The 12,248-nt window shown below is 66.1% G+C and carries 11 protein-coding genes; 10 read left to right on the top strand and 1 reads right to left on the bottom strand.

The annotated features are described in order from the left end of the window. The first annotated feature begins 40 nt into the window (after positions 1–40). The 10 genes from AACL56_RS27955 to AACL56_RS27910 all read left to right on the top strand — a co-directional run bounded on the left by AACL56_RS27955 (position 41) and on the right by AACL56_RS27910 (position 11,523). On the top strand, positions 41–832 hold the full coding sequence (locus AACL56_RS27955; RefSeq protein WP_339093245.1) for an SDR family oxidoreductase: 792 nt from the start codon (positions 41–43) through the stop codon (positions 830–832). A gap of 104 nt (positions 833–936) precedes the next feature. Next, a complete protein-coding gene (locus tag AACL56_RS27950) occupies positions 937–2,190 on the top strand; it encodes a branched-chain amino acid ABC transporter substrate-binding protein (RefSeq protein WP_339093244.1) in 1,254 nt (417 codons plus the stop codon). Between the two features lie 12 nt (positions 2,191–2,202). After that, positions 2,203–3,144: a branched-chain amino acid ABC transporter permease gene (locus AACL56_RS27945; RefSeq protein WP_339093243.1), complete on the top strand. Its 942-nt coding sequence runs from the start codon at positions 2,203–2,205 to the stop codon at positions 3,142–3,144. 4 nt (positions 3,145–3,148) lie between these two features. Next, positions 3,149–4,444: a branched-chain amino acid ABC transporter permease gene (locus tag AACL56_RS27940; RefSeq protein WP_339093242.1), complete on the top strand. Its 1,296-nt coding sequence runs from the start codon at positions 3,149–3,151 to the stop codon at positions 4,442–4,444. Beyond that, the gene (locus tag AACL56_RS27935) at positions 4,441–5,196 is read left to right on the top strand and encodes an ABC transporter ATP-binding protein (protein WP_339093241.1); all 756 of its coding nucleotides are present in this window, start codon (positions 4,441–4,443) and stop codon (positions 5,194–5,196) included. The genes AACL56_RS27940 and AACL56_RS27935 overlap by 4 nt, the downstream gene beginning before the upstream one ends. Beyond that, positions 5,193–5,918, top strand: coding sequence for an ABC transporter ATP-binding protein (locus tag AACL56_RS27930; RefSeq protein ID WP_339093240.1), 726 nt, complete (start codon positions 5,193–5,195; stop codon positions 5,916–5,918). The genes AACL56_RS27935 and AACL56_RS27930 overlap by 4 nt, the downstream gene beginning before the upstream one ends. Positions 5,919–5,967: 49 nt before the next feature. Further along, on the top strand, positions 5,968–6,909 hold the full coding sequence (locus tag AACL56_RS27925; RefSeq protein WP_339093239.1) for a 3-keto-5-aminohexanoate cleavage protein: 942 nt from the start codon (positions 5,968–5,970) through the stop codon (positions 6,907–6,909). Positions 6,910–6,975: 66 nt separating this feature from the next. Next, complete coding sequence (locus tag AACL56_RS27920) at positions 6,976–7,896, top strand: SDR family NAD(P)-dependent oxidoreductase (protein WP_339093238.1); 921 nt, start codon at positions 6,976–6,978, stop codon at positions 7,894–7,896. A 341-nt stretch (positions 7,897–8,237) separates the two neighbouring features. Next, positions 8,238–9,806 carry a tannase/feruloyl esterase family alpha/beta hydrolase gene (locus AACL56_RS27915; protein WP_339093237.1) on the top strand — a complete coding sequence of 523 codons (1,569 nt, stop codon included), beginning with the start codon at positions 8,238–8,240 and terminating at the stop codon, positions 9,804–9,806. A gap of 310 nt (positions 9,807–10,116) precedes the next feature. After that, positions 10,117–11,523, top strand: coding sequence for a PQQ-dependent sugar dehydrogenase (locus AACL56_RS27910; RefSeq protein WP_339093236.1), 1,407 nt, complete (start codon positions 10,117–10,119; stop codon positions 11,521–11,523). A gap of 363 nt (positions 11,524–11,886) precedes the next feature. Here AACL56_RS27910 and AACL56_RS27905 read toward each other — a convergent pair whose 3' ends face one another. Then, complete coding sequence (locus tag AACL56_RS27905; RefSeq protein ID WP_339093235.1) at positions 11,887–12,222, bottom strand: hypothetical protein; 336 nt, start codon at positions 12,220–12,222, stop codon at positions 11,887–11,889. Between the last annotated feature and the right edge of the window lie 26 nt (positions 12,223–12,248).

The following is a 12,248-nucleotide window of genomic DNA, read 5'->3' as shown; positions in this document are numbered from 1 at the left end:
CACTCGTTCACCGTCACACACACAGTTTCTACAGGCATTCATGAGCATCATCGACTCACTCCGGCCCGCTCCAGGCTTGCGCGTGCTGGTCACGGCGGGAGCGTCGGGCATCGGCGCAGCGGTTGCGCGCGCGTTCTGCGAAGCGGGGGCGCGCGTGCATGTGTGCGACATCGACCGCGCTGCGCTTGACCGGCTGGGCTCGGAGGTCCCGGAGATCACGTCCAGCATGGCCGACGCGTCGGTTCCTGAGGATGTCGACCTTGTCTTCGACGACGTGCAGGGTGCCCTGGGCGGCCTGGACGTGCTCGTCAGCAACGCAGGCATCGCCGGCCCCACCGGCGCCGTTCAGGACCTGAGGCGCAGCGACTGGGAGCGCACCGTGTCGGTCAACCTGAACAGCCAGTTCTACTTCGCGCAGCGCGCGGTGCCGTTGCTCAGGCAGTCGGCGCACAACCCTTCGCTGATCGCGATGAGCTCGGTCGCGGGCCGGCTCGGCTACCCGCTTCGCACCCCCTACGCCGCGACCAAGTGGGCGATCGTCGGTCTTGTGAAGTCGTTGGCGATCGAGCTCGGCCCGCACGGCGTGCGCGTCAACGCGATCCTCCCCGGCACCGTGGAAGGTGAGCGCATGAACGGCGTGATCGGCGCGCGTGCAGCCACTGAGGGTGTGTCGGTGGAGGCCATGCGCGCCCAGTACCTGCAGAAGATTTCGCTGCGCCGCATGGTCACGCTGGACGACGTGGCGGCCATGGCGCTGTTCCTGTGTTCGCCCGCCGCGCGCAACGTCACCGGCCAGGCCATCAGCGTCGACGGAAACATGGAATACCTCTGACGTTCGCCTTCTTCTCCGTATCCCGCATTCCCGCATTCCCGCATACCGATACCCCCGCCTTCGCGCCGCCGGCGCATTCCGAATTCCAAGACAAGGAGACACTCATGCAAGAACATAAATCCCGCGGCTTTCGCTTCGCCCTGGTTCCCGCGCTGGGGCTGCTGCTTTCCACAGCGGCATCGGCCGCGCCGGTGAAGATCGGTGTGCTCGAAACCCTCTCGGGTCCGCAGGCATCGTCGGGGCAGGCCTACCGCAGCGCGGTGCGCTACGCCATCGACCAGATCAATGCTGCAGGTGGCTGGAACGGCGAGCCGGTGCAGTTGCTGGAGTATGACAACCAGGGCGGTCCTGCGGGCGCGGCCGACAAGCTCAAGGCCGCGGCGGCCGATGGCGTGCAGATGATCGTGCAGGGCGCATCGTCGGCCATCGGCGGGCAGATCACCGAGGACGTTCGCAAGTACAACCTGCGCAATCCCGGCAAGGAGATCGTCTACATCAACGTCGGCGCCGAGGCGCTCGAGCTGACCGGCGAGAAGTGCAATTTCCATCACTTCCGCTTCAGCGGCGATGCGCAGATCCGCACCAAGGCGCTGGTGAGCGCCATGAAGCAGGCCAATGCGCTCGGCACTCGGGTGTATTCGATCAACCAGAACTATTCCTGGGGCCAGGACATGGAGCGCGCGATCTCCGACAACGCGGCCGCCGGCGGTTACCAGGTGGTCGAGAAGACGCTGCACGATGTCAACAAGGTACAGGACTTCGCACCCTACGTCGCCAAGATCGCGGCGTCCAAGGCCGACTCGGTACTCACCGGCAACTGGTCGAACGACCTGCTGCTCCTGATGAAGGCATCGAAGTCGGCAGGGCTGAAGGTGCGCTTCGGCACCGTGTTCCTCGACCAGCCCGGCAATCTCGCCAATGCGGGCGACCTGGCCATCGGCCACTTCGTGGTGCATACCTTCAATGCGGAGGCGGGTGGCGCAGACGGCGAGCGCTTCGTGAACGACTACAAGGCCAAGACCGGGCACGCGCCTGCATTCATCGAGCCGCAGACCGTGTTCGGCATGGCCATGGTCGCGGATGCGTTGAAGCGCACGCCAGCCGAGGGCGGCAAGCTCAACGTGAACGCCTTCGCGAAAGCGCTGGAGATTGCGAAGATCAAGTCGCCCATGGGCGAGATGAGCATGCGCGCCGCAGACCACCAGGTGCAGATGCCCATGGTGGTGTCATCCGTGAGCAAGGATGCCCGCTACAAGGCCAACGACACAGACATGGGCTTCAAGCCCGTCAAGCGCTTCTCGGCAGAGGAAGCGTCCGCACCGGCCCAGGCCGCGTGCGTCATGAAGCGCCCGGGCTGACAGGGCGGCGGCATGGACCAGTTCCTCGTCTCGCTCATGAACGGCGTCATCTACGGCCTGCTGCTGTTCATGGTGTCCGCCGGTCTCACGCTCATCTTCGGAATGATGGGCGTGCTCAACTTCGCGCACGCCTCGTTCTACATGCTGGGTGCCTACTTCGCGTACACCCTGCAGGACCTCATCGGCTTCTGGGGCGCGGTGCTGGTGTCGCCCGTGCTGGTGGGTCTGGTGGGTGTCGCGGTAGAGCGCTTCTTCCTGCGGCGCGTGCACCAGTACGGACACGCCCACGAACTGCTGCTGACGTTCGGGCTGTCGTTCATCGTGGCGGAATCGATCAAGCTGTTCTTCGGCAACTTTCCGGTCGACTACCGCATTCCGGCCGCGCTCGACGTTCCAGCGTTCGCCATCGGCGGCGCGCAGTATCCGGTCTACCGGCTGCTGATGGGAGGCATCGCCATCGCGATGTTCATCGTGATCTACCTGCTCCTGACGCGCACACGCGTGGGCATCGTGGTGCGTTCCGCAATCTACAAGCCGCGGATGGCAGAAGCGCTCGGTCACAACGTGCCGCTGGTGTTCATGGGCGTCTTCGGCGTCGGGGCTGCGCTGGCAGGACTGGCCGGCGCGGTGGCGGGGGCCTTCTACACGACCAACCCCAACATGGCGCTGGAACTGGGCGTGATGGTGTTCGTGGTGGTGGTCGTCGGCGGCCTCGGTTCGCTGGGTGGTGCAATGCTCGCGTCGCTGCTCATCGGCGTGGTCACGTCGCTGGCGGTGAGCGTCGACCGCAGCCTTGCCGATCTGTTCGCGCTGGTCGGCGCGGGCGCGTGGGCGCGCGACGTGGGCGGCCTGCTGACGCTGAAGATTTCCAGCCTCTCGGCTACCATTCCTTTCGCATTGATGCTGCTGATCCTGCTGGTACGCCCGGGCGGGCTCATGGGCGAGAAGGTCTGATGCGATGAGGGCAGTTTCGATTTCTGTCTTCGCGGTTGCCGCTGTGGGTGTGGCGACGCTGTTCGCGTTGCCGTTCCTGCTGTCGCAGGGTCTGCTGAACGCTGCGGTGCAGATGCTGATCGCAGCCTTGTTCGCAAGCGCCTACAACCTGTTGTGCGGCCAGGCCGGGATGCTCTCGTTCGGCCACGCAGCGTACTTCGGCGTCGGGGCGTTCGGTACCGTGCACGCCATGAATGCCATAGGCGGTGCAGGCTTGCTCCCGACGCCGCTGCTCCCACTGGTCGGAGCAGCCTTCGGGCTGGTCTTCGGTGCCGTCGCGGGCTGGTTCGCGACCCAGCGAACAGGCACGTACTTCGCGATGATCACACTGGCCATTGCCGAGCTGGTGCATTCGCTCGCGCCGCACCTGAAGGGGCTTTTCGGTGGGGAGGCCGGGGTGTCCACCATGCGCATGCCGGCATGGGGGTTCGACTTCGGCTCCACCACGCAGGTCTACTACCTCACGCTCGGCTGGGCGCTGCTGTGCGTCGGGCTGCTGTACTTCTTCACGCACACGCCGCTCGGGCGGCTGGTCTACGGGTTGCGCGAGAACAGCCACCGGCTGCGCTTCCTCGGCTACAACGTGCACGGGCTGGGCATCGCGGTGTTCGCGATCTCGGCCATGTTCTCCGGCGTTGCCGGCGCACTGCAGGTCATGTCGAACGAGTCGGCGAACTACGTGGTGTTCGACCCCGGCCTGTCGGCGGCGGTGATCCTCAACAGCTACATCGGGGGCGTGAAGATGTTCCTGGGGCCGGCGCTCGGCGCAGCGCTCATGACCTTCTTCGGGTATGCGGTCTCGGATCTGACGCAATCGTGGCTCCTCTACCAGGGCATCCTGTTCGTGCTGGTGATGATGTTCATGCCGGCCGGGCTGGCGGGCCTGCCCGGCACGCTGAGCCGGTTGCGCCAACGCTTCGGGCTCGCACGCGCGATGCCGCTGGTGTTGCTGTCGATGGGAGCGGCAATCCTGCTGAGCCTGGGCGGTGCTTTCGCGATCGAGCTGCTGCAGCGCCTCTTCTCGCAAGACTACCGATCGGCGGTGCGGCTGCATCCGGGCGAGGCATGGCCGCCGGTGATGCTGCTGTCGCGCGAATGGTCTCCGGCTTCGATGGCGACATGGTCCGTGCCTCTGCTGCTGTTCGCCGCCGGACTGCTTCTCGCGTGGCTCGCGCGTCGACGCGGCGCCGCGCTCGAAGGCGGCCAGGCCGAGAGTCTGCCGCCCGGCCTCGCGGTGCCCCGCACGGAGGGTGCCGCATGAGCGAACCGATTCTCAGCATTCGCGGCCTGCGCAAATCGTTCGGCGCGACCGAGATCATGCGCGGCGTCGATCTCGACCTGCGCCATGCCGAACGGCACGCCTTGATCGGGCCCAACGGCGCAGGCAAGTCGACGTTGTTCCACCTGTTGTCGGGTCACCTCGCGCCGAGCGCCGGCGAGATCCGCTTCGATGGGCACGACATCGGGGGACGCTCGCCGCAAGCCATCAACCGGCTCGGCCTGGCGCGCTCCTTTCAGATCACCAACATCTTCCCGAAGCTGAGCGTGTTCGAGAACATCCGCCTGGCTGTCATGCGTCCGCACGGCGTGCAGTACACCTTCTGGAAGGTCATGGCGCGCGACCAGGCGATCCGCCGCGAGACGCAGCGGCTGCTCGAACTGGTCCGCCTGACAGCAAGAGCATCGACGCTTGCGGGCGAGATGGCGTACTCCGAGCAGCGCTCGCTGGAGATCGCCATGACGCTCGCGTGCGATCCCAAGCTGATCCTGCTGGACGAGCCGATGGCCGGCATGGCCACCGAGGAAACCCATTACACGGCGCAGCTGATCCGTGAGGTCACCCAGGGGCGCACGCTGGTGATCGTGGAGCACGACATGGACGTGGTGTTCTCGCTGAGCGACCGCATCAGCGTGCTGGTCTACGGTCAGGTGATCGCGACCGGCACGCCCGAAGAGATCCGGAACGACCCACGCGTCAAGGAAGCCTACTTGGGCGAAGAGGTGAGCGCATGAACGCCGTTGCCGAAGACAGCCTGCTCGACATTGCCGAACTGCATGCGCATTACGGCAAGAGCCACATCCTTCACGGCGTCAATCTGCGCGTGGCGCACAACGAAGTGGTCAGCTTGCTGGGTCGCAACGGCTCTGGCCGGTCCACGACGATGAAGGCGATCATGGGACTGGTGGCACCGTCGGCCGGCCGGATCCGGCTGCAGGGCCGCGAGCTCGCGGGGCAGCGGCCCTATGCCATCTGCCGCGCCGGCATCGCCTACGTGCCCGAGGAGCGCGAGGTGTTCGCCAACCTGACCGTCGACGAGAACCTTCGCATGGGCGAGCAGGCCGCGCCGCCAGGTGCGCACCGCTGGAGCGTGCAGGACATGTTCGACTACTTTCCTCGATTGAAGGAGCGCCGGAACACGCGCGCGGGCAGCATGTCCGGCGGCGAGCAGCAGATGCTCACGATGTGCCGCTCGCTGCTTGGAAACCCGCGCGTGATGCTGATCGACGAGCCCACGGAAGGGCTCGCGCCGAAGATCGTGGCCCAGGTCGGCGAGTGCATCCGCGACATGCATCGCAAGGGCGTGTCCGTGCTGCTGGTGGAGCAGAAGCTCGCCATTGCGCTGAAGGTTTCCACGCGCGTGTGCGTGATGGGGCATGGGCGCATCGTGTTCGAAGGCACGCCGCAGGCGCTGGCATCGAACGAGGAGCTCGTGGCGCAGTGGCTGGCGGTGTAGGGCTGCGGTCCGCCGCTCCAGCGTTTCATCTTTTCATCGAGAGGCCTTCATGGCAATCACACAAGACAAGGTCATCATCTCCTGCGCGGTCACAGGCTCGGTCCATACGCCGACCATGTCGGAGCACCTGGCGCTCACGCCCGACCAGATTGCAGAGCAATCGATCGAGGCTGCCGAGGCCGGCGCCGCCATCCTGCACCTGCACGCGCGCGACCCGCTCGACGGACGGCCTTCGGCAGACCCCAAGGTGTTCGACCAGTTCGTGCCGCGCATCCGCGATGCGACCGATGCGGTCATCAACATCACGACCGGCGGCAGCACGCGCATGACGCTCGAAGAGCGCCTGGCCTATCCGCTGAAGGCGAAGCCGGAGATGTGCTCGCTGAACATGGGGTCGATGAACTTCTCCATCCATCCGGCGGCGCGGCGTATCTCGCAGTGGAAGCACGACTGGGAGCAACCGTACGTGGAGGGGATGGAGGACCTGATCTTTCGCAATACCTTCCGCGACATCAAGCACATCCTGAAGGTGCTGGGCGACGACTGCGGCACGCGCTTCGAGTTCGAGTGCTACGACGTGGGCCACCTCTACAACCTGGCGCATTTCGTTGACGAGGGTCTGGTGAAGGGGCCGCTGTTCATCCAGAGCATCTACGGCATCCTCGGCGGCCTGGGGCCGGACCCCGAGAACCTGGTGACGATGCGCACGACGGCCGACCGGCTGTTCGGCCGCGGCGGCTACCGGTTTTCCATCCTCGGGGCGGGGCGTCACCAGATGCCGCTGCTGACGATGGGCGCCGTGATGGGCGGCAACGTGCGCGTGGGGCTGGAAGACAGCCTCTACCTGGGCAAGGGGCAACTAGCGAAATCGTGCGCCGAACAGGTCCGCAAGATCCGCCGCATTCTCGAGGAACTGTCGCTGGAGATCGCGACGCCCGATGAGGCACGGGCCATGCTGGGTCTGAAGGGCCGTGATGCCGTGGCATTTTGAGAGCACCCGGTCTTTCGAGCATCCGGCTGCGCTTCGTATCTCTCTTTCAAATCCCGAGGAACATCGATGAAGAAATTTCTGGACGGCCGGGTGGCCATCGTCACCGGCGCCGGCAGCGGGCTGGGCAAGGCCCATGCGCTGGCGCTCGCGAGCCATGGTGCGCGCGTGGTGGTGAACGACGTCGCCGGGGCGCAGCCGGGCTCGCCAGGGCGCGCCGTGGCCGATGAGATCGTGCGCGCCGGTGGGTCCGCCATGGCCGACGGCGGCGACGTGACCGACTTCGCGCAGATGCAGGCGATGGTGGCGCGCGTTGCCGGCGAATGGGGCCGTGTCGACATTCTCGTCAACAACGCGGGCGTGCTGCGCGACCGCACGTTCGCCAAGATGTCGCTCGACGACTTCCGCCTGGTGATGGAGGTGCACCTGATGGGCTCGGTGAACTGCGTCAAGGCGGTGTGGGAGCTCATGCGCACGCAGAAGTACGGCCGCATCGTGATGACGACGTCTTCGTCGGGCCTGTACGGCAACTTCGGGCAGTCGAACTACAGCGCCGCGAAGATGGCGCTGGTGGGGCTGATGCAGACGCTGGCGCTCGAAGGCGAGCGGCAGGACATTCGCGTGAACTGCCTCGCGCCGACCGCAGCAACGGCGATGACCGAAGGCGTGCTGGCACCGGATGCGCTCGCGCGGCTGCAGCCCGCCTCCGTGAGTCCGGGGCTGATCGCGCTCGTGGGCGAAGACGCGCCGACGCGCACCATCCTGCTGGCAGGCGCGGGAAGCTTCGAAAGCGCGAACATCACCATGACGCGCGGCGTGTTCATCGGCGGGGTGCAAGACGCGCAGGACACGGAAGAGGTCGCCGCCCAGGTCCGTGCCCGCATGGAGGACATCCGCAATCGCGAGGGCGAATCCGTGCCCGGCACTGGTTTCGAGCAGTACAGGCTCGAACTCGCGAAGGCCGGTATCGAGGTCGCATTGCCCGGCTGATCAGGGTTTACGCGGCATCTGCGCCGCACATCGCATGCGCCGATCCGGTGTGCGTCCCGCACATTGGTTTCGGTGCGCCACGGCGGGAGACTTCGCCGGCGACGACACAATATTGGAGACATATGAAAAGCAGATCCGGAAGACTGGCGCTGGTCGCCACGGCCTGTGTGGCCGCAAGCGTGGCATTGCTTGCATGCGGTGGTGGAGGAGGCGGCGGCGCGGGGTTCCCGCTGATCGTGCCGCCGGGAGCCAACCCGCCGCCCTCTGGCCAACCGGCCGGGCCTGGAGGACCCGCAGGCCCCTCGGGTCCCGCAGCATTGAGCTGCGAGCAGTTGCAAGGCATGGCCATTCCTGCGGCGTCCATCGGCCTGCCCACTTCAGGCGCAAGTGTCACGTCCGCCAGGTCGGTGGCCGCGAGCGGCACCGGTGCGGCAGCCGTGCCGGCTTACTGCGAGGTGTCCGGAAAGATCGCGCCGGTCGACCCGGGCGCACCGAACATCCTGTTCCAGGTTGGCCTGCCGGAGAGCTGGAACCAGAAGATCGTCATGTTCGGTGGCGGTGGCTTTGACGGAACCATACCCAACGTGAAGGCCAACGTGCCGAACGGGCCTGTCGACAAGCCGACACCGCTGGGCCGTGGCTACGCCACGTTCGCCAGCGACTCGGGTCACCAGGCCAACGCACTCGGCTCGCAGGACGGCCGGTTCGGGCTGAACGACGAGGCGGTGCGCAACTTTGGCGGCGACGTGTTGAAGAAGACGCGCGATACGGCCCTCGCGATCATCAAGGCGCGCTACGCCGCTGCGCCGGTCAAATCGTACTTTGCAGGCGGGTCGACTGGCGGCCGCGAGGCGCTGGCCGCGATCCAGCGCTGGCCTGCGGATTGGGACGGCGCCATCGCGTGGTACCCGGCATGGAACGATGCGGCAGCGCTGCTCGGCGGCCACCGCATGAGCCGCGCGCTGGCGCAGCCCGGGGCGTATCCCAACGCCGCGAAGCGCTTGGTGCTGTACGAGGCGGCCATGGAAACCTGCGATGCGCTCGACGGTGTCGTGGATGGCCTGATCAGCAACCAGACCCTGTGCAACGCGCGCTTCGATCCCTCGACTGCCACTCTGAGAGGCGTGGCGGTACGCTGCCCCGGCGGTGCCGACACAGGCAACACGTGCCTGTCGGACGCGCAGATCGGCGCGATGAACAGCATCAACACGGCCACCAGCTTCCGCTTTCCGCTGGCGAGCGGCGAGACCCAATACCCGGGCTACAACATCTGGGGTGCCGACACAGGCATCAGCAGCTGGACGTCGCCGCTCGAGCCTACGGTGACCTTCCTGGCCTTCGGTGCGTCCCAGCCGGCGCGGCCCATGCCGGCGAATGCGCCCTACATCAGCGTGCTCACCGATCAATGGATCAAGTACTTCGTCACGCGCGATGCGGCGTACGACTCGCTGTCGCTCGACCCTGAAAATCCGGGACCATGGGCCGGTCGCATCAGCGCGCTGAGCACGCAACTGGACACGAGCACCGACATTTCGGCCTTCCAGGCGAAGGGCGGCAAGCTGCTGCTGGCCCATGGCCTGGCCGACGTGCTGGTGAGCACGCGCGCCACCGAGCAGTACTACCAGCGACTGCAATCCAGCATGGGGCCGTCGCAGGTCGACACCTTCGTCCGGTACTACGAGGTCCCAGGCCTCGGCCATGCGGTCAGCAGCGTGTTCAATGCGACCTGGGATTCGCTCACCGCGCTCGACCAGTGGTCTGTGAACGGCACGGCGCCGGTCGGGCAGGTCACCACCGATACGGCGGGGGTGCCCGGGCGCACGCGGCCTTTGTGCGACTACCCGAAGTGGCCTCAGTACAAAGGAGCCGGAGACGTCAACGTCGCGAGCTCGTTCACGTGTGTCAACTAGCCTGATGGTTGTGCCCCATTGAGCGTTGCCCTCGCGGACAACTCGACATACTCGGCAGGTGTTGTGGTACGCGGCTCGATGTTCTGCGAGACGATCCATGCGTTGAGCGCGAGATCGGCGACTGCGCAGCGGATGGCGGAGCTGAGCTTGGCGAGCACGGGAGCCGGCGTATTTCCCGGCGCCGCGATACCGTGTCAGCCTGCAGGCTGAAAGCCCGGAAACCCCGATTGGGCCACGGGCGGCACGTCGCGGTCATGCTCCAACCCGTCGCTGACTTGCGCTGGGTGGCTGGCTGATGCCCCGCACCCTCATGAACAACGAAGTCAAATGGGTTCCCGAGGGCGCGCTGGCCGACCCGCTGCAAGCCTCGGCGGGTGTCGAACATGGGTGCAGACGCAAGGTCATCTCGGTCCGAAGGCAAAGGCCCGCCGCCGCACACTGCCTTCACCGTCACCGGATACTGTTCGCACCAGCCACCACCGCGCGAACCATGCAATTCCCGAAGTCCGCCCTCATTCCCTGCCTGCTCCTCGGTGCAACGCACGTTGCTGCGCAGATCAACGCCGGGGCCCTGCCTCCGACGCCATCGCCGCCGTTCAAGCTCACGAAGATCGCGCAGTTCGACCTGCCGTGGCGCATCGCCTTCCTGCCGGACGGGCGCATGCTGGTTACCGAGAAAACCGGCAAGCTCTATCTGGCAACTCAGTCGGGGCAGAAGCTTGAGGTCAAGGGCGTGCCGCAGGTGCTGTATGAAAGCCAAAACGGCCTGCTTGGCGTCTACCTGGCGCCGTCGTTTTCGAGCGATGCAGGCATCTACCTGACCTACTCGGAGCCCGGACAGGAGCCAGGCACCTCGAGCTTGGCGTTGGCCCGCGCGACGCTCAAGCTGGACGCGGGCAATGCCTCGCTGGAAGACCTGAAGGTCGTCTGGCGCGACCCGATCAAGGGCAAGGGTGGGCAGGTCGGCGCTGCCGTTGCCTTTTCGCCGGATCAGAAGTTCCTGTTCCTCACGGCCGGCGACCGTCAACGCTTCACACCGGCCCAAGACCCAAATCAGCCGGCTGGCAAGATCCTTCGGCTGACGCTCGATGGCAAGCCGGCGCCCGGCAACCCGATGGCGGGCAAGATGGGTGCGGGGTCGGTCGCGGTGATCGATCCGCCCAGAGACACGGAGGCTGCCAAGACCGCGCCCGTGGTGCGCACGCATGTCTTCGACGGCCCCAACCTCACGCCGTCCGAGACATGGAGCTCGGGGCATCGCACGCCCTATGGCATCGCGTTCGCACCCGATGGTCGGCTGTGGGAGCTGGAGCATGGGCCGCGCGGCGGCGACGAGCTCAATCTGATCGAGCCGGGCAAGAATTACGGCTGGCCGCTGGTCTCTTATGCGGTGAACTACAACGGGGTGCCCATCGCCAGTCCCGACACGCGGCCCGACCTCGCCAAGCCGGTCATCTACTGGACGCCCGTGCTGGCGCCGGGCAACCTGATGTTCTACAGCGGGTCGATGTTTCCGAAGTGGAAGGGCTCGGCCTTCGCGACCGGCCTCGTCAGTCACGCACTTCACCGGATCGAGGTGAACGGCGCGGTAGCGAAGCCCGCGGAGCATTGGACGCTCGGCTTTCGCGCTCGCGCCGTCGAGCAGGCGCCCGATGGCGCGTTGTGGTTGATCGAGGACGGGCACGACGGCGGCTTGTATCGCCTCACTTCGAAGTAGTCGGTCAGGGTCGATCGCATCGAGGCACTGACACCGAGCTGGGCCGATCGCGCATGCTCAGCGAGAAGCTGGTGCGCCGCCTGTTCTTCACGCACGGGCCGCGTGCTTGGCACCAATCGGCTGTTCTGGATGTCGGTGCTCGTGGACGACCTGCTACGCGCAGGCACCCGCAAGGCAGGTCGCGGCGATGTTCGAAGCCTGGCTCACGCGCAGTGAATGGCGGAGTTGAGCGTTCGTACGCGAACCGACTGCAGGCCTCGCGTGTGGCCATCATTCAGCATCAGCTCCAACCCTGGCGCGAGCGTGTCGTCTCCTTCGTGGAACACGACGCGATCGGCGCACACCTTGCGCAGGAGCTACGGTCTACTCCCGGATCTGAAGCGCTTCGTACCAGTCCTTGTACGAGGTAGCGGTCACCATGCGGCGGTTCAGGTCGGGTTCGCCGTCAGTCCACCAGACAGGACCTCGCTCACCCAGCGCGCGTTTGGCCACATCCACTGCCGATCGCGCGGCTTCGACGGCCGGCCCGTCGCCCGATCTCGACGCGACTCCCACCCGGCGACGCGCGCTCATCAACTCGGCAACCCAATACGTCCGGAAGTCCTCGGTGAGACCCGGATTCGTCTTTCGCCAGAGGCGCCCGTTGACCACGAAATACCTTCCGTCGGGCGTCACCGGATAGGTCTTTGCTGCCGCCATCGAGCACCTGCATTCGAGCGCCGGCT

The organism is Variovorax paradoxus, assembly GCF_902712855.1.
GTDB classification, from domain to species: Bacteria; Pseudomonadota; Gammaproteobacteria; order Burkholderiales; family Burkholderiaceae_C; genus Variovorax; species Variovorax paradoxus_Q.
The sequence above is the reverse complement of the archived record's forward strand: the minus strand, read 5'-3'. Positions and strand labels throughout refer to the sequence as shown.

Bases quoted from the DNA above. Each gene is read 5' to 3' on its own strand.
- AACL56_RS27955 (WP_339093245.1), top strand. From the start codon at position 41: ATGAGCATCATCGACTCACTCCGGCCCGCTCCAGGCTTGCGCGTGCTG.
- AACL56_RS27950 (WP_339093244.1), top strand. From the start codon at position 937: ATGCAAGAACATAAATCCCGCGGCTTTCGCTTCGCCCTGGTTCCCGCG.
- AACL56_RS27945 (WP_339093243.1), top strand. From the start codon at position 2,203: ATGGACCAGTTCCTCGTCTCGCTCATGAACGGCGTCATCTACGGCCTG.
- AACL56_RS27940 (WP_339093242.1), top strand. From the start codon at position 3,149: ATGAGGGCAGTTTCGATTTCTGTCTTCGCGGTTGCCGCTGTGGGTGTG.
- AACL56_RS27935 (WP_339093241.1), top strand. From the start codon at position 4,441: ATGAGCGAACCGATTCTCAGCATTCGCGGCCTGCGCAAATCGTTCGGC.
- AACL56_RS27930 (WP_339093240.1), top strand. From the start codon at position 5,193: ATGAACGCCGTTGCCGAAGACAGCCTGCTCGACATTGCCGAACTGCAT.
- AACL56_RS27925 (WP_339093239.1), top strand. From the start codon at position 5,968: ATGGCAATCACACAAGACAAGGTCATCATCTCCTGCGCGGTCACAGGC.
- AACL56_RS27920 (WP_339093238.1), top strand. From the start codon at position 6,976: ATGAAGAAATTTCTGGACGGCCGGGTGGCCATCGTCACCGGCGCCGGC.
- AACL56_RS27915 (WP_339093237.1), top strand. From the start codon at position 8,238: ATGGCCATTCCTGCGGCGTCCATCGGCCTGCCCACTTCAGGCGCAAGT.
- AACL56_RS27910 (WP_339093236.1), top strand. From the start codon at position 10,117: ATGAACAACGAAGTCAAATGGGTTCCCGAGGGCGCGCTGGCCGACCCG.
- AACL56_RS27905 (WP_339093235.1), bottom strand. From the start codon at position 12,222: ATGGCGGCAGCAAAGACCTATCCGGTGACGCCCGACGGAAGGTATTTC.